A 20,032-nucleotide genomic window follows, 5' to 3' on the forward strand; every position below is an offset into this window, starting at 1 on the left:
GACAAATATGGATATTGAAAAGAACAAAAGTAACCAAAATCGTTTAAGGATTCTTAGTGAGGAAGAAATAAAGACTATTTATGAAAAACCAAATTTCACATATGAAGATCGTTGTTCTTACTTTTCTCTCTCACAGCCTGAGAAAGAGCTGCTACATACATTGCGTTCCATCAAATCTAAAGCTTATTTCGTTATACAATTGGGTTACTTCAAAGCCAAACAACTATTTTTTACATTTGACCTCCATGAGGTAGGAGAGGATCTACGTTATGTTTTAAAGGAATATTTCAACAATAGTGACCTTAATGATTGGAGTCCCGTTGATAAATCTACTCGTTTAAAACAACAGCAATTGATTCTTAAATTATTTAACTACCGCAGTTGTGGCATCGTAGAACGGCACACCATGGAGGAAAAGGCTCGTAAGGCTGCAACATTTTGCGGTAAACCCATTTATATATTCCGCGAAATCATGAATTATTTGTCTGAGCATCGTATTGTCGTTCCTGTTTATAGTCTTATACAAGATATGATAGGACAAGTAATAACCCATGAACAAAATCGATTGATCACACTGATACAAAACCATCTTAAACAAATGGATATCAAAGCTTTAGATCGGTTATTGGAAGACTCGTCTGGATTGTATGAGATTACATTACTGAAGCATGAGCCGAAAGATTTCAGTGCTACTGAGATAAAGCAAGAGATGGAACGGGGTAAACAAATACAACAATTGTATCATTTGGCCCAAGAATTGTTACCAAAGCTAAATATTTCGAACGAAAGCATCAAGTATTACGCTTCCTTAATAAGCTATTACTCAGTCTTTAGACTGAAACGACTGAATGAATGGGTCGTATATATATACTTATTATGTTTCGTATTTCATCGTTATCAACGGATGCATGACAATCTGATTAACACTTTCATATATAGCGTGAGAGGTTATATCGATGATGCAAAAGTAACAGCAAAAGAACGTGTCTACGAGTGCTATACAGAGAGCAATCAAGACATGAAAAAAGCAGGGGAACTACTCAAAATATTTACTGACGATCATATCCCTGCCGATACTCCCTTTAAGGATATTCAAAGTCGTGCATTTACGATTCTGGAACGTCAGAAACTGGAATCCATAGCGACTCAAATCACGACAAATATAAAATATGATGAAACTGCCTTCCAATGGGAACAGATTGATCAGCAGGCACGGCGATTTAAACGTTATTTAAGACCCATATTTTTGCAGGTTGATTTCGTTGCTCCTTCAACTAATGATCCATTAATTAAAGCAATCGATTTTATGAAGACTGCCTTTAATAAGAATAAAGCGTTAGGACAATATCACTCAGATGATTTGCCAAATGGTTTCATATCCGATGGTGTGAAGCGTTATATCTATGAACAAAAAACAATTTTAGTAGATCGCTATGAATTTTTAGTCTATCGCCTCCTACGCAACCGTTTGGAAGCAGGGGAAATTTTTTGTCGTGATAGTATCCGATTTCGCAGTTTTGAGGATAACCTGATCAATGATCGCCAATGGCAAGAGAAAGAAATGTTGATCGCTGATACTGGTCTGACAATTTTCAACCAACCCATTCATAGTCATTTAGTGGAGCTTGAGAAGCAATTAGAAGATCGAATTACTAAAGTTAACCAGAGCATTTCATCTGGGGAAAATGAGCATCTTCAAATCAAAAAACGGGGTTCACATACCCGATGGACATTACCTTATACCCGGGACACAGAATCTATTAATCACTCATTCTACGATACATTACAGCAAATAGACATTAGGACTGTTTTGCATTTTGTTCAACAGCACTGTCAATTCCTTGACTCATTTGAGCACATCTTGGGACGTTATGCCAAACAGAATAAAGACAATCGAATTCTTGTCGCCTGTCTGATTGCTTGGGGAACCAACATGGGGTTAGGGAGAATGGGGGGAATTTCTGATATTAGCTATCCGTTACTGGCTGCCACATCTGATAATTTTATTCGTTTGGAGACTTTAAAAGAAGCGAATGATTGTATCAGTAATGCAATAGCCAAACTCCCAATTTTTAAACATTATGACATTGGGGAGATGATCCATTCAAGTAGTGACGGTCAGAAAGTTGAAACTCGAATCAACACCATTAATTCTCGTCATTCCCCTAAATACTTCGGTCTTGGTAAAGGGATTGTTTCCTACACAATGGTAGCCAACCATTTCCCTGTCAACGCTCGAATTATTGGGGCCAATGAGCATGAAAGCCATTATGTGTTTGATATTCTCTACAATAACTCGACGGATATTCAGCCTGATATGCATTCCACGGATACTCATGGAACCAATGAAGTGAATTTTGCCATTCTTAACTTTTTTGGTTATCAGTTTGCACCTCGCTATAAGGATATTCATGCTAAAGTTAGCAAGTCTCTTTACGGATTCAAACATCCAAGTCAATATGGCGATAAACTGATCAAGCCAGTCCGAAAGATTAATACGAATCTAATTATGGAAGAATGGGAAAATATTCAGCGAATTATGCTATCCCTTGCAGTTAAAACAACCACACAAAGCATTATAATTGGTAAGCTGAGTGCTTATGCACGGAAGAACAAAACCAAACGTGCTTTATGGGAGTACGATAACATCATAAGGAGTCTATATTTTTTGGATTATATTGATTCTCCACCTTTACGACGGAATGTGCAAAAGGCATTAAATCGAGGGGAAAGTTATCATAAATTACGTAAAGCAGTATCCTTTGCTAATTTTGGGAAATTACGCTTTAAAAATGAAAATGATCAACATATCTGGGGTGAATGCAGTCGCTTACTCTCCAATTGCATTATTTTTTACAATGCCAGTATCTTATCTATGTTGGCTTACCGAGAAACAAAGGGACTAGATTCAGACGTTATGAAACAAATATCTCCAGTCGCATGGCAACATATTAACTTCTATGGAAAATACGAGTTTAATATACAACAAGAGTCTGTTAACATGGATGCACTCATTCAAGAATTGGCTCATTCAAAATTTATATCTGAAATAGGGATAAACAATATATAAGGAGTACTTTGTTAGAAATTTTAGGGAAGCACTCCTTATTCCCCTTTTTCGGGGGATGTGCAAAAACACCCAATTTATGTATGATGCAATAAACTGTTCTAATGAAGTAATTGCCTTACTTACATCTACATCAGTAACTTCTCCAATCGGCATAGCATGGATTGATTCTCCTTGGATTGTCGATTTTATAGCAATTTCATTTATACTCTCAATAGTAATAACAGCTACACCTAAGTCTGTAAGTGAAAGTGGCAAGCCAAGTTGGCGATAAAAAGGAAGAAGTGCTTTCACCTCATCCCATTTATTCTCCAGCACGAGCTGAACAAGAATTCCATAAGCCACCTTTTCTCCATGTAGTGCATGGTGAGTTTCTTCTAAAATGGTCAATCCATTATGAATCGAATGAGCTCCTGCAATTCTTCCGTAATGACCGCCAAAGCCTCCAACCATTCCACCTAGAACAATTATCGTCTCAGCAATCTTTACAAAATCATCGTTTAAAACTCCCGTTTTTGTAGCTTCAATTGCTGCATCGGTATGCTTCAATAGCAAGTCCTTACACTGTTTCGCTGTATAATGGGAGATTTGCAAAGGAACTGGTTTATTCTCAATAACCGCCATTTGAACATCTGCTTCATACCATTTTGCTAATGTATCACCAATGCCTGCTATAAGCATATTGACAGGTGCGCTAAGCAAAATTCTCGGCTCTAGTAATACTAGGCTTGCACTAACTGGGTAAATATCATATCGAATAAATGCTCCATTCTCATCATAAATGACACTAATCGGAGTCCATGCTGCACAATTAGATGCAAGAGTTGGAATAAGTACATACGGCTTATGCGTTTCATGACAAACGGCTTTTACGAGGTCGAGCACCTTTCCACCACCAACACCGATGATTGCCTCAAATGACTGCTCTATGACTAGTGAAGAAAGACTTTCGATTTCGGTCATTGAGCATTCCCCACCATAGGTATATTCCTGATACTCGACTTCTTTAAACTCAGGTATATAGGATTTTGCTGCTTTCCAAGAGTTTACACCATGGACGAATAGAACCTTCTCGAAGCCGCGTTTTATTAGCTTCACTTCCAATTGATTTAAAATACATTCGCTTGCTGTATATTCACTTGGGGCTCCATGAATCGAAAAAGTTTCCACGTCATACCTCTTTTCTGCGATATCTTTCTTATTTCATCCACTCTGGCTTTCCAAACCCTTCGTACTCTTCATCAATCACTTTTTCAAATTCATCTGACGCGACAACTGCTTTTAAATCCTTCGCAAGCTGAGAGTCCTCATTGGCAGCACTAAGTGCCACGACATTTCGATATGAATCAAGCATATTTTCTAATGCAAGAGCATCTAATAAGTTCATGCTTGCTGCTAACGCAAAGTTTCCTGGAACTGTTGCTAAATCTGCACTTTCAACTGAACGTGGTAGCTGACCAGCTTCAATTGGTTGGAATTTTAAATTCTTTTTGTTTTCATCAATATCTTTTTCTGAGACCTTTAATGGATCCGCGTTTTCATTAATTGTAATTAGACCTTCGTCACGCAAAGTATTTAATGCGCGTGCTGCATTGGTCGGGTCATTCGGAAGCGTAATAGTTGCTCCGTTTTTCACTTCATCTAAAGAACTATAAACATTTGAATAAATACCCATTGGTGCAGTTGGAACTGTTAACAATGCAGTTAAATCCATATTGTTTTCTTGTTCGAAATTTTCTAGGTAAATGGTATGTTGGAATAGGTTCGCATCAATATCTCCGTTATCCAACGCTTTATTCGGCTGAATATAATCACTAAATTCAACAATCTCGACCACATAGCCTAATTTTTCTAATCCAGGCTTGATTGCTTTTTTTACCATGTCACTGTATGGGCCAGCTGTAGCCCCAATTTTAATCTCTTTTGATTCTTTACCTTTTTCTCCACTACTTTGGTTACTTGCTGTACTTCCGCATGCTGTAATAACAGCTGCAATTAATATTAATAAAATGCCTGTGACTAATTTTTTCATAAATATTCTCCTTCTTTCTCTTTATCTTTTATCAACAACTTTGGCGAAGTAATCACCAAGTAGTTGGACTACCTGAACTAAAATAATTAAAATGAATACCGTTGCGATCATGATTGTATTATCGTATCGATAATAACCAAAGCGGATAGCTAAATCCCCTATTCCCCCACCGCCAACGGTACCGGCCATAGCCGAAAATCCAATTAAGCTGATTAGGGTTAATGTTACCCCAGAGATAATGCTCGACCTCGCTTCAAGAAGCAGAACGTCCTTTATAATCATCCAAGGTGTTGCACCAGTAGCAATTGCTGCTTCAATAACTCCTCTATCGATTTCGCGCAAAGCGTTTTCGACAATCCGAGCAAAAAATGGAATAGCCGCTACAGAGAGAGAAACACTTGCTGCTGTTGGCCCAATAGTTGTCCCTACTAGTAGGTTCGTTAACGGTAGCAATGCCACCAACAGTATAATGAAAGGAACCGATCGAACAAGATTTACGATAAAGCCTAAACTACTCTGCAAGAAACGGTTTTCTAAAAACAAGCCTTTATCGGTGACATATAATAATATTCCAACTGGTAGACCAATTAGAATTGATACAATTAGCGAAATTGAAATCATATAAATCGTTTGAAAAAATGCTGTATTAATATCGGGGATAAGCTCCACGAGATGATTGAAATCAATTACCATCGCGTAACACCTCCACTTGCGCTGCGCGCTCTTCGATATAAGTAAGTGCAGATGTAGTTTCTTTATTTGTACCTCTAAGCTCCATTATAAAAATACCAAGTGGTAAATCTTGAATATACTCAATTGAACCATGTAGGAAGTTACCTTTTACCTTAAAGGATTGAAGCATGTCTGAGATGACTCCTTCACCAGCAACCTTTCCTCTAAAGGTCACCTTTATAATTGGCCCTTCACAGGAATCTAAGATTAGTTTTGGGATATTAAAGGAAACAACACTTTCGATAAATTCTTTTGTGAGTTCTGCATTTGGATTGGCAAAAATGTCATAGACTGCTCCCTCTTCAATCACCTTCCCTTCTTGCATTATAGCCATTCGACTGCAGATCTCCTTAACGACATTCATTTCATGGGTTATTAAAACAATCGTAATGCTGAGTTCCTTATTAATTTTTTTCAAAAGATTTAAAATCGACTTTGTAGTAGTAGGGTCAAGTGCCGATGTTGCTTCATCACATAGTAAAACTTTTGGATCATTAGCAAGCGCCCGAGCTATACCAACTCTTTGTTTTTGACCTCCGCTAAGCTGTGACGGATATACATCCTTCTTATCAGAAAGACCTACCATTTCAAGTAATTTCTCAACCCGTTGTTTCACTTGGATTTTTGGTAGATTAGCAGCCTTTAAGGCAAATGCAATATTTTCAAACACAGTTTTTTGACTTATCAAGTAGAAGTGTTGGAAAATCATTCCGATTTTTAAACGAGCTTCTCGTAATTCCTTACTTTTTAATGAAGTAAGATCAATTCCATCTACCTTGATACTGCCTTTGGTAGGCCTTTCGAGCAGATTAATGCAGCGTAACAACGAGCTTTTTCCTGCACCTGAATAACCTACTATTCCAAATATTTCACCTTCATTTACAGCCAAAGAAACATTATCAACACCAGTTACAGTTCCGTTTTTTGTCTCATAAATCTTTGAAAGATTGTGAATTTCAATCATAGAATTCCCTCTTTTTCTTAATGCCTTTTTTAGAAAAGCGACGATTTTAGGGTGTAGCTTAGCGAAAAAGTGAAATGTAAAAATGCCCCTTTCTAAACTGAAAGGGGCATCGAAATACAAACACGAAATATCTCGACTTATCTTTCAGAATGAAAGTCATTCTGCAGGAATTGGCACCTTCCCATATATGGGGGTTGCCGGACGTCGTAGGGCCTAGTCCCTCGGTCGCTCTGGATAAGTTTGACTACTTATTTAGTTAATATAGTTAGATACTACAAAGCTATTTACTATTTGTCAACAACTTTAAAACACTACTTAAACAGTGTTAACCGCTTTCATTGCTTAAAATTCAAGGAATTAATTGAATAAAAAAAATTAAACTACAATACGAATTTAAAAGGGAGTCCTTTTGCTATTAATGGATTTGATCTATACAGATGGTTATACTATCTAAAGAGAATCTTAAGAGAGGTGCATAAAATAAACTTAGATTTAACGACTATTAATGACAGTATGCTTGACTTCCGATATCATGAAGAAGCAAGGTCATCGTTTAAAAGTCTTTTCCAAGAAAGGCTTTTAATCCGAACCCATGATGAAATTGATGGAAAGATGGTTTACTATTACCATATTGTCAAAAATCCAGAAACATCTCAGTGATATATGCATCAAGTGGTTAATAAAACAATAGTGGGGAAAAAAGGAGATAAAAATGAACAATTATAAATTAACAATCCAATATGATGGCGGACGCTATAAGGGATGGCAGAGGCTTGGTGATGATGATAATACCATTCAAGGGAAAATAGAAAATGTGTTATCGGAGATGGTAGGAAGAAAAGTCGAAATCATCGGAAGTAGCAGAACAGATGCTGGTGTACATGCCCTATATCAAGTAGCGAATTTTAAAATTAGTGAGAACATGGCTGAGGCTCAAATCAAGAGTTATTTGTATAGATATTTACCACGAGACATTAGCGTGATTGATGTTACATTAGTGCAAGACCGCTTTCATGCCCGGTATAATGCTAAGGATAAAACCTATTTGTATAAAATCTGGAACAAGGAACATACAAACCCTTTTATGCGCAAATATAGTATGCATGTTGAGAAAAAACTTAATATCTCAGAAATGGAAAAAGCATCTCGTTTGTATTTAGGAGAACATGATTTTACTTCATATTCAAATGCTAAGAGTAAGAAAAAGTCCATGGTTCGTGAAATATATTCTATCTCTATAGAAGAGGTTGATGGGTTTATCGAAATTAGAGTGAGAGGCAATGGATTCCTTTATAATATGGTTCGAAAGATCGTAGGAACATTAATTGAAGTTGGATTAGGTGAAAAAGATGCTGAGAGTATAGCGGGAATACTTGAATCAAAAGAACGCATACAAACGGGTGGCATGGCAGAAGCAGGTGGCTTGTATTTGGTGGCAATTGATTTTTAGAGAAAAGATCAAGTTAATTTTCTAGATTAAATTTGCTTTTCAAGATTTTATCTGTTATTCTAAAGAAGAATTATTTTTGTTCGGTTCTGTAGGGAAAGAATAAGTGGTAGTATTTAAACTTTTCGCCTTTGATATCTAATTGAGCAACTATAGTAATAAACGTGGATTTTATATTCACACAGGAGGAAACACATATGCAACAAGGTACAGTAAAATGGTTTAACGCAGAAAAAGGATTCGGTTTCATCGAAATAGAAGGTGGAGAAGATGTATTCGTACATTTCTCAGCTATCCAAGGCGAAGGATTTAAATCATTAGATGAAGGCCAAAAAGTTACATTTGACACAGAACAAGGTCAACGTGGACTTCAAGCTACAAACGTAAACAAAGCTTAATTGTTATTAAAAGGACTCTATTTTAGAGTCTTTTTTTGTTGTTTAGGAAATTATAAAATTGTAAGGTTGTGTATAACTTCGTGTCTTTGTCTATCTACGTCTAGCTCCGGTCTCAATACAAAAAAGGCTGACTAATTAATCCTCATCCATGAAAATCCAGATATACGGACTTATTGAACTTAACATTTTATAATTAGTCAACCTCGACCTCGAAGACAACAATGCTGCAAGTGTTAAAATGGTTAGGTAAAGCATAACACACTAATATTGGATTACCTAAGTAAATTTGCCAACATTCTCGTGTAACGACAATAATCAAAAATATAGTGCAAAAAAAACCGCATGGATCTATTTTTTATCGTAAATGATATCATTAATGCATACATTTAAAAAGGAGTTAAATGTCTCATGAAATACATAAAAACGCAAATGAAACAACTAGTCAAAGAAAATTATGAATTACAAAAGCGCTTAAAAGTGTTGATGGAAGAACATGAACTTGAGAAAAACTTTGCTCTTAAGGCTTTGTATCATTCTGAAGTAGCTGCAGGGGGAAAGTATCAGAAAAATTATCAAGCACTTGACTCGCCCAAAGGCTAGGTCATTAGATACTTGCATTTGCACATTCAAGTAAGATTTAAAAATTGATTACCAAAAGTCTAATATAAGCTAAAAATGGAGAGAATACTTAGGAAAGGTATGTTTTACTTTGGTCTTAGAACGGAGGAATCAACTTGGAAACAACTTTGAAGATCGGTGATAATGCCCCTGAATTTTCATTATCTGCGACGACAAAAGAAAAGATTGCATTGTCTGATTATCATGGCAAAAAAAATATTTTTGTGGCTTTTTATGGAATGGACTTTACTCCTGGCTGAATTAAAGAAATTGCCTCTTGGAAAGAGGATTACACAAGGTTTGAACAATTGGATGCCGAAGTGCTTGCGATTAGTGTCGATCATATCCACTCGCATAATGTCTTTGCAGCGAGCATGGGGACATTGCCCTATCCATTATTATCAGATTGGCATAAACAAACAGTAAAACGTTACAACGTGTTTAACGAAAAAGGCGAAACCGCGATTCGCTCTGTCTTTGTGGTAAATAAAGATGGTATCATTACCTACTTAAACACCTCATTTAAAGCCGATCAGAAAGAAGATTATGAGGCGGTATTTAGTGAGCTTGAAATGTTAGTAAACAAATAAATTATTGTAGAGAATTCCGCACTATAGTTGTGGGATTTTTTTGGCTATATAAAGAAAAAAACACCCGATTATTCGGATGCATACTTAATGATTCCATGTAAAAAGACGGAGTACTCTCGCTGTGAACACTCTCTTAACTTAATTTTTCCGTCTTTTTCTAATTCTCCAATCAATTCTTGAATTTTTTTTTCATCTTCTTTTGAAGCCTTGGGAATTTCTATAGAAAACAAATTACCTCGACTGGCTTTGTGTAGATTTTTTAATAATCCAACTTTATTCATTGGGTCATCCCCTTTATCTATTTATCTATACCTTCGACATAAAGGGACCTTTTTCCTTTAAATAAATTCATTCTTTCGTTAAAGGCTGATAATATCAGATCCTTGATAGGGTAATCTTGACTATTAAATGATTTATAACGGAATTTATGGTCAAAAAGAAGGTAAGCCAGTTAGTCAAGCTTACCTTTATCTATATGATGGAGCAGATAATTATCCGCGTCTTCCGCCTCTTCCACCGCGTTTTGTTTCGGTGTTACGTTTGAGGGAAGTTAAATTTTCTTCACTAGCCTTTAAGAAACGAACCATTTTATCTTCAAAATTTTCCTTTGGTTTGAAATTGCCTTTTGAACGAAAGTCTTTGGACTGTCTATCATCTCTTCCTTGGCGTTGCGGGCGTTGGGAATAAGAAGAAGTTTGTCCTTCTGGTTTATCTATAGCTTTTTTGATGGATAAGGCAATTTTTCCTTCTTTCTCACTAATCACCTTCACCTCAACTTGGTCGCCTACTTTAAGATGATCATTAACATCTTTTACATAGCTATCTGCTACCTCGCTAATATGAACTAGTCCTGTTTGGCCACCCGGTAATTCTACGAATGCCCCAAAATTAGTGATGCCTGTTACTTTACCTTGTACCTTGCTACCTACTTCGATTGACAAAAAAGTTCCCCCTTATTAATATTAAAACCACTTTATTATAACAAATTACTAAAATAAAATCTAATGGTGTTCATTTCCTTTGGTTTTTAAGTGTCCTTAAACCAATTCTAAATTTCCTTTAAGAAAGAAAAACCACTTCTTAAAGAACCCGTCAGAATACTTGTCGCCAATATGCGGGAATCTTGCGCTTATCTTTTTGTTGATAAAATGACTTACTAAGTGTATATTTTAATGATAATGATAATCAATAACATTTGGTTGCAAGGAGTGATCGGAAATGAAACAGCAAGAATTGTTTGATGTGACTGTGATCGGAGGAGGGCCAGCGGGTCTTTACTCAACTTTTTATAGTGGACTTAGAGGAATGAAAACAAAGTTAATTGAATACCAATCACAATTGGGTGGAAAAGTACATGTTTATCCAGAGAAAATGATCTGGGATGTAGGAGGGCTTACGCCAATTCCAGGTGCTAAATTAATTGAACAGCTTGTTCAACAAGGGTTAACATTTAATCCGACAGTCATTCTAAATGAAAAAGTTGATTCGATTACACGTAATCAGGATGGAATATTTGTGTTAAAAGCGGCATCTGGTCAAATGCACTTTTCGAAAACGGTAATTATTGCTGTTGGCAGTGGAATTTTAAATCCACAAAAGCTTGAAATAGAAGGTGCAGAGAGATATGAAGTGTCAAACTTAAATTACACAGTAAAATCTTTAAAACATTTCAAGGATAAAACAGTCATTATCTCAGGTGGTGGTAACTCTGCAATAGATTGGGCCAATGAATTGGAGCCTGTAGCAAAGAATATTTATATAACTTATCGAAAAGATGCATTAGCAGGTCATGAAGCACAGGTTTCTCAACTAGTGAACAGTTCTGCTGTCTGCTTCTATAATACTTCAATTACAAAACTAATTGCCTGTAATAATCATGATGTAATTGAACGTGTCGAACTAACAAATCATGAGACAGGTGTGGTTTCATATCTACCTATTGATGAAGTGGTGATTAGTCATGGTTATGAACGTGATGCATCATTGCTCGAAAATAGTGAATTAAATATTGAAATAGCAGACAGTTATTATATTGCAGGTAGTGTTCATAGTGAGTCATCAATAGAGGGGATATACGCCGCTGGGGACATTCTAAAGCACGATGGAAAATTAAACTTAATAGCAGGAGCATTTCAAGATGCTGCAAATGCTGTAAACAAAGCCAAACAATTTATTGAGCCTGATGCTAATAAGGTAGCGATGGTTTCTTCGCATAATGAAGTCTTTAAAAAGCGAAATCGGGAATTAGTAAAGAAATGGATAAGGTGATCTCGTTTTTGGGGTGCCTGGCATGACTTGAGGCAATGATAGAATTTATTAGTAATGCCAGGCAAACAACAAGGAAAACGTTTGTTATAACTGTTGAATGTCGAACTGGTTTAGAAGTTTAGCTTTTATTTATACCAACCAATACCTTCTCTACATCATCTTCCATTTTGTTTGGGTTAGTAGTTGGTGCATAGCGTTTAACAACTTGACCATTGTCGTTGACAAGGAATTTTGTGAAATTCCATTTAATATTCTTTGTTAGCAATCCTTTCTTCTGTTCTTTTAAAAAAGTGAATAATGGATCTGCGTTCACACCATTTACATCAATTTTTGCAAATATAGGAAATGTTACTCCGTAGTTTACTTGGCAAAACTCAGTAGTTTCTTCAATATTAGCAAATTCCTGCTTGTTAAATTGGTCACATGGAAAACCTAAAATTACCAAACCATGCTCTTTGTATTTTTCATATAATTCCTGTAAACCCTTAAATTGGGGGGTAAAACCACATTTACTTGCTGTATTCACAATAATTAGAGGTTGGGCTTTGTATTCATTTAAAGATTTTTCCTCGCCATTTTTCATCTTTACAGTAAAATCAAATACAGTTTTCATTGGTACTACCTCCGCGTGTGATTTTTTATGATTTAATCGTAAACGACTTGTTTTAACTAATCAAGGTAGATTACTTGCTATAGAAATATACGGAGACACCTTAAACTAAATGACGTATAGTAGCGTAGTTTGACTGAAAAATGTTATAAATTTAGTATGCCATGTTTGAAGTATTAGGAGTTGGATTATAGAATTTGTTTAGGAAATAAAGGTTCCGTTAACATTTTTGCACTATTCCATAGCAAGCTAGTATAATAGAAGGTGGATGATAAGCATCAATCTCTGTCTATATGAAGAATATGATTGAAAGAAGCATGATAAGGATGGTAGTTTATGGCTGAAGAAATCGAAAATATTACTAGAATACATTTAGATGGTAAGGAATTTATCCTTATTGGAACAGCACACGTATCGAAGCAAAGTGCGGAACAAGTAAAGCAAGTAATAGAATCTGAAAGACCAGACTCTGTATGTGTAGAATTGGATAAACAAAGATATCAATCGATTATGGATGGAAATAAATGGAGGGAGATGGATATATTTAAGGTCATTAAAGATAAAAAAGCGTCTTTACTTTTAATGAATCTTGCAATATCTTCCTTTCAAAAACGAATGGCCGCACAATTTGGTATTAATCCTGGACAAGAAATGATTCAAGGGATCGAATCAGCGAAAGAATTAGGTGCGGAACTAGTATTAGCTGATCGAAATATTCAAGTAACCTTTTCTCGTATTTGGCATGGTGTTGGCTTTATCGGGAAAGCTAAGCTTCTTATGTCAATTATCTTTAGTGTATTCAGTAATGAGAGTATATCTGAAGAAGAACTAGAAAAGATGAAAAATCAAGATATGCTGGGCAGCATGCTTAATGAGTTCACAGAACACTTTCCGAAATTAAAGGTTCCTCTAATTGATGAGCGAGATCAGTATTTAGCCCAAAAAATCAAAGATGCTAAAGGACAAAAGATTGTTGCCGTGCTAGGAGCAGCGCACGTTCCTGGCATAAAGGAAGAAATAAAAAAAGAACATGATTTAGCACGCTTATCCCAGATTCCGCCTAAATCCAAGGCTCCTAAAATGATTGGTTGGGCAATACCGATTCTTATTCTTGCGGTTATTGCCTATACTTTTATTGCAAATCCTACTGCTGGAGCGCAGCAAACAATTAGCTGGATATTATGGAATGGCTCTTTTTCGGCACTTGGAACACTAATTGCTTTTGGACATCCGCTTGCAATTGTTACAGCATTTATTGCAGCACCGATAACATCCCTAAATCCACTGATTGCAGCAGGATGGTTTGCAGGATTTGTACAAGCCTATTTCCGACGACCTAGTGTAAAAGACTTTGAAACGCTTTCTACGGATGTTTTTAGCATAAAAGGGTTTTGGGACAATAAAGTAAGTAGAATTCTACTAGTAGTGACTTTAGCCAATCTAGGAAGCACAATAGGAACGGTGGTTGGTGGAGCCGACGTGGTTCGTTTATTTTTAGAAAACTTGTAGACAAGCATAGTAAGAACGCAACTTTAACAATCAAGTAAACAAATAAAAAGACTGCCTCTCCTTAAGGAATGCCTTTTGGGTGAGTTAGTCTTTTTTTAAAAGATGAGAAAGTATAAAAGTTTGTATCTAGTTTTAGTGTCTAGCTCCGGGCGCCACCTGCTCTATGGTATAAGACAAGCCCTTCCCGAAGGCAAAGAACGCCTTCAGCCAGGGCTTGTCTTATGCTTGTCGCCGATAGGCGGGCGCGCCTTTCGCTTTTCTTAAAGATAAGAAAGTATAAAAATTTGTACCAAGTTTTAGTGTCTAGCTCCGGGCGCCCTGCGCTTTTCTTATCAGCCAAATGGCTTAGAACATTATAGAATTAACGAGCAGGGTTCTCGTTTGAAAGATGGTCTAAAATCCAAAGTAAAATTTCATTATACACATCTTGTTTATTCGTTTCGTTTAGGATTTCATGTCTTGCTTCTGGATAAAATTTATAGGATATATCCGTTAATCCAACAGATTGAAGCTGTCGGTAGTTTTGCAGTACACCTTTCGTGTTTTTTCCAACTGGGTCTTGATCACCTGACATAAAATAAACAGGAAGCTCTTTAGGGATTTTCTGATCTTCATCATACATTGATAATAGTCCTTTAAAGAAGTCTTCAAAAAATCCTGAAGTGAAAACTCCACCAGCCAGCGGGTCTTCAATATATTTATCTACTTCTTTTTCATCACGAGATAACCAATCAAATTCGGTCCGGTTTGGTTTAAAGGCTTTGTTATAGTTTCCAAAAGTTAAAGAATTTAGCTTAGTGCTTTGCGTACGTCTACCATGTTTCTTTGCTTCGCGGCTGGCAAGATAGTGTCCGATTTTTCCTAAGAAGCCAGGATGACCGCCAGTTCCACTAAAAATGACGCCTTCAAGATTACTTCCATAGAGTTGAATGTATCTTCTTGAAAGAAAGGAACCCATGCTATGACCTAGTAAGTAAATAGGGGTATTAGGGTATTCATTCTTAATGACATTTGTTAAGGCATTCATGTCCTCTACGATGGTCTCAAAACCATTTTCGTCAGTGAAATAACCCCGGTCCGCGTCTCGTGTTTCTGTATGCCCATGACCTCGGTGGTCATTTCCATAGACATAGATTTCATGCTCCACTAAAAAACTAGCGAAATCAGCATATCGTCCAACATGCTCTGCCATTCCATGAGAAATCTGAAGGATTGCTTTTGGTTTCGTTTCTGACACCCATTTTGCAGCAAAGATTTCTTTCCCATCCATACCAGTAAAATAAAAAGTAGTAGATTGCATGATTATCTCCTTTCTAGTGCTTTGATTACTATTTAAATACAAAAGATATAAAACTGCAAAAATAAAGTAATAAAATAGTGGTATCTCTAATTTTAATCTGGCTCCTATTACCAACTTATTAAGTGGCGCGGTACCTTTACTAGAATACTCTCCGTTGTTAAAATGAAAAACAGTACATCTATAAATATTTACATTATAAATAGTGTTAAAAAGATTAAGAATAAGTTCAAAGGAGATCTAAATGAATATATTTCTTACAGGTGCTACCGGTTTTCTTGGAAAACAATTAGTAAATGATCTGCTATCAGATGGTCATCATATATTTATCCTTGCTAGAAATGAAAAAAAAGCAGAATCATTAATGAGCGATGTAAGGAACCAAGATAGGGTGACAGCAGTTTATGGCGATATTACAATGCCGTTGCTTGGAGTTAAAAAGGATAAGTTAAAGGCGTTAAAAAATAAAATTGATGCAGTGTATCACATGGCTGCGTTATTATCATTTGACCCAGCAGATAAAGAAAAAACAGATTTTATAAATATAGATGGGACAAAAAATGTTCTTGAGTTTTGTGAAAAGCTGATTGTTTCTAAATTATTATATGTAAGTACTGCTTATACAATTGGCATGGAAACACAGGGGAAAGAAGAGTTGTATGATGTTAATCGTCAATTTGTTAACAATTATGAAGAGTCAAAGTGTCATGCAGAGCATATCGTATACTCCTATAAAGATAGGATGCAAGTTTGTATCCTAAGGCCAGCAATTATTATTGGTGATTCAAAAACAGGTGAAGCGAAAACAAACTTTGGGTTATATGGTTTATTAAGAGGCATTCATATACTGAAAAGAAGAATGGAAAAAAGGGAAACAACAAATACCTTTCATATTTTAATTGAAAGAGCTGCTTCTTCCAATCTAGTCCCTGTAGATTATGTTTCTAGCATTCTAAAAGCTGCTTTAACATATGGAGAAAATGGGAAAGTCTATAATATTGCTAATCCAAATCCGTCTACACAAGAAAAGGTAATAAACATAATAAAGGATGTATTAAATATTCCTTATCTAGAAGGTATGTCGTATAAAAATGAGAAAGATTTAACAGAGGAAGAAAAAAACTTTAACCAGCCTCTTTCAGTATTCAAAAATTATTTAAGTCGAACGATCCATTTTCCTTGTGAAAATACAAAAGAGCTAATTGAACAATCGAATATTGAGTTATTAGATATGGATGATGTAATGTTAAAGGTTATTGTTAAAGGATTTTTAAAAAAATGATTTTGATTAAGAGATTAAAGAGTTCATTACTTTTTGAACTCTCTTTTTGCCTAAAAAAAGGTGTTGGTTTTAATTTAAGAATTCTAAAAATCAAACACCCACTATTATTTATATAATCCACTTGTATAAATATTGGTTAAGTTAACAATGATGTCTTCGATTGAATATTTACTCTCGTTGTTTACCAATTCCCACATGAACATTTCATTAGAGTAAAACCAACCTCTTGCTACAAGAGAGGGATCTAAGTGTTGCTTTGCAAGGGAGTTAGCTTGTGCGAACCGAATATCAACTGAGATTCGATTGATGAATCGTTCTCTTATCATATACCACTTTTCATCAATTTCAGGCGATACCCCGATAGCTTCTTTTACAACTTTCATCATATCTCGTTCATCGACAGCTAGTTTAAGGAACAACCCTACCTGCTTCGAAATAAGTTCATAAGCTTCATCTCTAGTAGTTGGTTTAAAGGGGAACTCCGCAACTTCATAAAATTTATCCATTAGGTCTTCCATCACGATCATAAATAATTCATCTTTATTTTTAAAATAGACATATGCTGTACCATAGCCGGTATTAGCTTTTTTAATAATTTGAGAGATAGTCGCTTTCTGAAAGCCGCTTTCTAAGAAGGCTTCTCTTCCCGCAATTAAAAGTTTTTTTCTAGTCTCTAGGGCTTGTTTCTTTCTTGGAGATAGTTTGTTATTTGGGTTTGTCATGTCTTCATCCCTTTCAAAATGACAACGCCTTTTTGTGTATAATCTTAGTTTACAAGTTATTAAGTGTTCTGACAATCGTGATGGTATTGAGCTATAATTCGATTATAGACTTGATAGTTAATTTAAGCTGACATTACATCATTGACACTGTGTCATTAATTAAGGTATAATTTTCAGTAAATAGCAAAATATTCTGAAAGGTCGGTGTGTTATGAGCGCAAATAATTTTGATAATACATATGAATATGCTTTAAAACAGGATGAAGTAGATGTTTTAGCACCATATCGTAAAGAATTTTATATCAAAGAGGCTGGGATTTATCTTGATGGTAATTCACTTGGACTTCTTTCGAAAAGAGCAGAAAAATCATTGCTAGACCTACTAGATTCATGGAAGACATATGGCATTGATGGATGGACTGGTGGGGAGAATCCCTGGTTTTACCTTTCTGAATCATTAGGTGAACAAATGGCACCACTAGTGGGAGCGGAGTCTAAAGAAGTTATTGTAAGCGGTTCCACAACTGTGAACTTACACCAACTTGTTGCAACCTTTTATAAACCAGATTCAAAGAGAACTAAAATATTAGCTGATGAATTAAATTTTCCAAGCGATATATATGCTCTTAAAAGCCAGATGCAGTTAAAAGGTTATGATCCGTCTGAGCATCTTTTTCAAGTGGAAAGTAAAGACGGTCATACATTAAAGGAAGAAGATATTATTAATGCAATGACAGATGATATTGCCTTAATTGTACTACCAAGTATTCTATATCGAAGCGGCCAGGTGTTAGATATGGAAACTCTGACAAGAGAAGCACATAAACGTAATATCTTAATCGGCTTTGATCTATGCCATTCAATTGGAGCAATACCTCATGATCTTAGTGCATGGGATGTTGACTTTGCTTTCTGGTGCAACTACAAGCATTTGAACGGTGGTCCAGGAGGTTCTGGTGGTCTTTATGTTAACAAGCGACACTTTGGTACAATTCCAGGCCTTGCAGGATGGTTTAGTTCTAGGAAAGATAAGCAATTTGATATGGAGCATGAGCTAACTGCTGCAGATGACGCAGGTGCATATCAAATCGGCACTCCAAATATTTTTAGTATGGCACCAATAATAGGGTCGCTTTCAATGTTTAATGAGGTTGGGATGGATAAAATTCGAACCAAATCCTTAAAGCTGACTAAGTATTTGATGGAATTAATAAATGATCAACTAGCAGGCCACAACTTCAATATAAGAAACCCAATTGAAGACAAGAAACGAGGCGGACATATCTACTTAGAACATTCTGAGGCAGCACGAATCTGTAAAGCACTTAAAGCAGAAGGAGTTATTCCAGACTTCAGGTCACCAAACGGAATTCGACTTGCTCCAGTTGCCCTATATAACACTTTTGAAGATGTATGGAAGACTGTTCAAATATTAAAAGAGATTATGGTAGAAGAGAAATACAAGCAATTTGAAAACAAACGCGGTGTAGTTGCATAGATTTGTAGTTGTCTATGATTCTATGTGACTATACTCTTTATTCTGATTACCGTATGACGTTTTTTGCGTGAGAATGGTAATCAGAATGTAGATCAGGTTACCATATAAAGTTTAATCAATATAAAGGAGGACATAGAAAATGAACAAAAATGATCATCAAGAAATAAACGCAACTAGTTCAGAAAAAAACATTCATACCGATTTCACGAACAAGATGACATACGGAGAGTATTTGGCTCTGGATAAAATTTTATCTGCACAGAATAGACTATCTGGTCACCATGATGAGATGTTGTTTATTGTCATTCATCAGGTTAGTGAGTTATGGATGAAACTAATTCTTCATGAAATGGGTGCTGCCATCCAATCAATTGAAAAGGATGATTTATCAACGGCTCAAAAGCGTTTAGCGAGAGTATCAAAAACTCAATCTCAAATTATTCAAGCTTGGGATGTACTCTCAACAATGACACCATCGGAGTATATGGAATTTCGCGATTCATTAGGTCAGGCATCTGGCTTTCAATCTTATCAGTATAGAATGGTTGAATTTTCTCTTGGTTACAAAACAGATCATGTCTTAAAAATCTACGAAAAGGACATTGAGTTACATAGTAAATTAAAAGACGCCTTTGAAGCACCAGGTCTTTATGATGTAGCTATCCGGGCACTTCATAGAGCGGGACTCCATATTGATGAGGATATATTAAATAGAGATGTCACGAAGTCCTATAAAGATAATGATTCCGTTCGGGATGCCTGGATGGTAGTCTACAAAAACACAGATAAGTATTGGGAATTGTATGAGTTAGCAGAAAAGTTGATAGATATTGAAGACTGGCTCCAGCAGTGGCGATTCCGTCATATGAAAACAGTCGAAAGAATTATTGGATTTAAAATGGGTACCGGTGGATCATCAGGCGTAGGCTATTTGAAAAAAGTCTTGGATCAGCGCTTTTTTCCAGAGCTATGGGCTATTCGAACAGAGTTATAAAATA

Annotated in this window: 20 protein-coding genes and 1 riboswitch; of the genes, 11 read left to right on the plus strand and 9 right to left on the minus strand. The window is 35.9% G+C overall.

Annotated features, from left to right (window positions below; genetic code table 11):
* Window positions 1-7 precede the first annotated feature (7 nt).
* Window positions 8-3,070 carry a Tn3 family transposase gene (locus tag PY093_RS03525; protein WP_275644496.1) on the plus strand — a complete coding sequence of 1,021 codons (3,063 nt, stop codon included), beginning with the start codon at window positions 8-10 and terminating at the stop codon, window positions 3,068-3,070.
* Here the strand turns inward: PY093_RS03525 and PY093_RS03530 are convergent.
* Genes PY093_RS03530 through PY093_RS03545 form a run of 4 tightly spaced genes read right to left on the minus strand, consistent with a single transcriptional unit; the run spans window position 3,032 to window position 6,795 of the window.
* Window positions 3,032-4,237 carry an iron-containing alcohol dehydrogenase family protein gene (locus PY093_RS03530; RefSeq protein WP_275644497.1) on the minus strand — a complete coding sequence of 402 codons (1,206 nt, stop codon included), beginning with the start codon at window positions 4,235-4,237 and terminating at the stop codon, window positions 3,032-3,034. The two genes, PY093_RS03525 and PY093_RS03530, sit on opposite strands and share 39 nt — an antisense overlap.
* 28 nt (window positions 4,238-4,265) lie before the next feature.
* Window positions 4,266-5,099 carry a MetQ/NlpA family ABC transporter substrate-binding protein gene (locus PY093_RS03535; RefSeq protein ID WP_275644498.1) on the minus strand — a complete coding sequence of 278 codons (834 nt, stop codon included), beginning with the start codon at window positions 5,097-5,099 and terminating at the stop codon, window positions 4,266-4,268.
* A gap of 21 nt (window positions 5,100-5,120) precedes the next feature.
* Entirely contained in the window at window positions 5,121-5,792 is a 672-nt protein-coding gene (locus tag PY093_RS03540) for a methionine ABC transporter permease (protein ID WP_275644499.1), read from the minus strand.
* The gene (locus tag PY093_RS03545) at window positions 5,782-6,795 is read right to left on the minus strand and encodes a methionine ABC transporter ATP-binding protein (RefSeq protein ID WP_275644500.1); all 1,014 of its coding nucleotides are present in this window, start codon (window positions 6,793-6,795) and stop codon (window positions 5,782-5,784) included. Before PY093_RS03545 ends, PY093_RS03540 begins: the two co-directional genes overlap by 11 nt.
* A gap of 134 nt (window positions 6,796-6,929) precedes the next feature.
* Window positions 6,930-7,036: riboswitch (SAM riboswitch) on the minus strand.
* Between the two features lie 230 nt (window positions 7,037-7,266).
* On the opposite strand from PY093_RS03545, the gene PY093_RS03550 reads away from it, so the two are divergent.
* The 5 genes from PY093_RS03550 to PY093_RS03570 all read left to right on the plus strand — a co-directional run bounded on the left by PY093_RS03550 (window position 7,267) and on the right by PY093_RS03570 (window position 9,848).
* Complete coding sequence (locus PY093_RS03550) at window positions 7,267-7,455, plus strand: hypothetical protein (protein ID WP_275644501.1); 189 nt, start codon at window positions 7,267-7,269, stop codon at window positions 7,453-7,455.
* Between the two features lie 52 nt (window positions 7,456-7,507).
* Window positions 7,508-8,245: a tRNA pseudouridine(38-40) synthase TruA gene (gene truA / locus PY093_RS03555; protein ID WP_275644502.1), complete on the plus strand. Its 738-nt coding sequence runs from the start codon at window positions 7,508-7,510 to the stop codon at window positions 8,243-8,245.
* 194 nt (window positions 8,246-8,439) lie between these two features.
* On the plus strand, window positions 8,440-8,640 hold the full coding sequence (locus PY093_RS03560; RefSeq protein WP_064094055.1) for a cold-shock protein: 201 nt from the start codon (window positions 8,440-8,442) through the stop codon (window positions 8,638-8,640).
* Window positions 8,641-9,048: 408 nt separating this feature from the next.
* Window positions 9,049-9,240 carry a hypothetical protein gene (locus PY093_RS03565; protein WP_275644503.1) on the plus strand — a complete coding sequence of 64 codons (192 nt, stop codon included), beginning with the start codon at window positions 9,049-9,051 and terminating at the stop codon, window positions 9,238-9,240.
* Window positions 9,241-9,386: 146 nt separating this feature from the next.
* The gene (locus PY093_RS03570) at window positions 9,387-9,848 is read left to right on the plus strand and encodes a redoxin domain-containing protein (RefSeq protein ID WP_275644649.1); all 462 of its coding nucleotides are present in this window, start codon (window positions 9,387-9,389) and stop codon (window positions 9,846-9,848) included.
* A 68-nt stretch (window positions 9,849-9,916) separates the two neighbouring features.
* Here the strand turns inward: PY093_RS03570 and PY093_RS03575 are convergent, their stop codons facing one another.
* Window positions 9,917-10,129, minus strand: coding sequence for a hypothetical protein (locus tag PY093_RS03575; protein ID WP_275644504.1), 213 nt, complete (start codon window positions 10,127-10,129; stop codon window positions 9,917-9,919).
* A gap of 210 nt (window positions 10,130-10,339) precedes the next feature.
* Window positions 10,340-10,789 (minus strand): S1 domain-containing RNA-binding protein, encoded by a 450-nt coding sequence (locus PY093_RS03580; protein ID WP_275644505.1) that lies wholly within the window; start codon window positions 10,787-10,789, stop codon window positions 10,340-10,342.
* 277 nt (window positions 10,790-11,066) lie between these two features.
* Here PY093_RS03580 and PY093_RS03585 point away from each other — a divergent pair, with 277 nt between their 5' ends.
* Window positions 11,067-12,116 carry an NAD(P)/FAD-dependent oxidoreductase gene (locus PY093_RS03585; protein WP_275644506.1) on the plus strand — a complete coding sequence of 350 codons (1,050 nt, stop codon included), beginning with the start codon at window positions 11,067-11,069 and terminating at the stop codon, window positions 12,114-12,116.
* A gap of 118 nt (window positions 12,117-12,234) precedes the next feature.
* Here PY093_RS03585 and PY093_RS03590 read toward each other — a convergent pair whose 3' ends face one another.
* Window positions 12,235-12,729: a glutathione peroxidase gene (locus PY093_RS03590; protein WP_275644507.1), complete on the minus strand. Its 495-nt coding sequence runs from the start codon at window positions 12,727-12,729 to the stop codon at window positions 12,235-12,237.
* A 333-nt stretch (window positions 12,730-13,062) separates the two neighbouring features.
* On the opposite strand from PY093_RS03590, the gene PY093_RS03595 reads away from it, so the two are divergent.
* Window positions 13,063-14,235, plus strand: a complete 1,173-nt coding sequence (locus PY093_RS03595; protein ID WP_275644508.1) for a TraB/GumN family protein — start codon at window positions 13,063-13,065, stop codon at window positions 14,233-14,235.
* A gap of 361 nt (window positions 14,236-14,596) precedes the next feature.
* On the opposite strand, the gene PY093_RS03600 is transcribed toward PY093_RS03595, so the two are convergent.
* Window positions 14,597-15,535: an alpha/beta hydrolase gene (locus tag PY093_RS03600; RefSeq protein ID WP_275644509.1), complete on the minus strand. Its 939-nt coding sequence runs from the start codon at window positions 15,533-15,535 to the stop codon at window positions 14,597-14,599.
* A gap of 241 nt (window positions 15,536-15,776) precedes the next feature.
* Here PY093_RS03600 and PY093_RS03605 point away from each other — a divergent pair, with 241 nt between their 5' ends.
* A complete protein-coding gene (locus PY093_RS03605) occupies window positions 15,777-16,814 on the plus strand; it encodes an SDR family oxidoreductase (protein ID WP_275644510.1) in 1,038 nt (345 codons plus the stop codon).
* Window positions 16,815-16,918: 104 nt separating this feature from the next.
* Here PY093_RS03605 and PY093_RS03610 read toward each other — a convergent pair whose 3' ends face one another.
* Entirely contained in the window at window positions 16,919-17,536 is a 618-nt protein-coding gene (locus PY093_RS03610; protein WP_275644511.1) for a TetR/AcrR family transcriptional regulator, read from the minus strand.
* A gap of 211 nt (window positions 17,537-17,747) precedes the next feature.
* Here PY093_RS03610 and kynU point away from each other — a divergent pair, with 211 nt between their 5' ends.
* On the plus strand, window positions 17,748-19,034 hold the full coding sequence (gene kynU / locus PY093_RS03615; RefSeq protein WP_275644512.1) for a kynureninase: 1,287 nt from the start codon (window positions 17,748-17,750) through the stop codon (window positions 19,032-19,034).
* Between the two features lie 139 nt (window positions 19,035-19,173).
* A complete protein-coding gene (gene kynA / locus PY093_RS03620) occupies window positions 19,174-20,028 on the plus strand; it encodes a tryptophan 2,3-dioxygenase (protein ID WP_275644513.1) in 855 nt (284 codons plus the stop codon).
* Window positions 20,029-20,032 lie beyond the last annotated feature (4 nt).

Origin of the sequence: Cytobacillus sp. S13-E01 (assembly GCF_029193815.1) — a bacterium.
Lineage (GTDB): Bacteria > Bacillota > Bacilli > Bacillales > Bacillaceae_L > Bacillus_BV.

Coding starts and splice junctions, on each gene's coding strand:
- PY093_RS03525 (WP_275644496.1), top strand. CDS start 8: ATGGATATTGAAAAGAACAAAAGTAACCAAAATCGTTTAAGGATTCTT.
- PY093_RS03540 (WP_275644499.1), bottom strand. CDS start 5,792: ATGGTAATTGATTTCAATCATCTCGTGGAGCTTATCCCCGATATTAAT.
- PY093_RS03560 (WP_064094055.1), top strand. CDS start 8,440: ATGCAACAAGGTACAGTAAAATGGTTTAACGCAGAAAAAGGATTCGGT.
- PY093_RS03545 (WP_275644500.1), bottom strand. CDS start 6,795: ATGATTGAAATTCACAATCTTTCAAAGATTTATGAGACAAAAAACGGA.
- truA (WP_275644502.1), top strand. CDS start 7,508: ATGAACAATTATAAATTAACAATCCAATATGATGGCGGACGCTATAAG.
- kynA (WP_275644513.1), top strand. CDS start 19,174: ATGAACAAAAATGATCATCAAGAAATAAACGCAACTAGTTCAGAAAAA.
- PY093_RS03600 (WP_275644509.1), bottom strand. CDS start 15,535: ATGCAATCTACTACTTTTTATTTTACTGGTATGGATGGGAAAGAAATC.
- PY093_RS03535 (WP_275644498.1), bottom strand. CDS start 5,099: ATGAAAAAATTAGTCACAGGCATTTTATTAATATTAATTGCAGCTGTT.
- PY093_RS03605 (WP_275644510.1), top strand. CDS start 15,777: ATGAATATATTTCTTACAGGTGCTACCGGTTTTCTTGGAAAACAATTA.
- PY093_RS03590 (WP_275644507.1), bottom strand. CDS start 12,729: ATGAAAACTGTATTTGATTTTACTGTAAAGATGAAAAATGGCGAGGAA.
- PY093_RS03575 (WP_275644504.1), bottom strand. CDS start 10,129: ATGAATAAAGTTGGATTATTAAAAAATCTACACAAAGCCAGTCGAGGT.
- PY093_RS03595 (WP_275644508.1), top strand. CDS start 13,063: ATGGCTGAAGAAATCGAAAATATTACTAGAATACATTTAGATGGTAAG.
- PY093_RS03565 (WP_275644503.1), top strand. CDS start 9,049: ATGAAATACATAAAAACGCAAATGAAACAACTAGTCAAAGAAAATTAT.
- PY093_RS03585 (WP_275644506.1), top strand. CDS start 11,067: ATGAAACAGCAAGAATTGTTTGATGTGACTGTGATCGGAGGAGGGCCA.
- kynU (WP_275644512.1), top strand. CDS start 17,748: ATGAGCGCAAATAATTTTGATAATACATATGAATATGCTTTAAAACAG.
- PY093_RS03610 (WP_275644511.1), bottom strand. CDS start 17,536: ATGACAAACCCAAATAACAAACTATCTCCAAGAAAGAAACAAGCCCTA.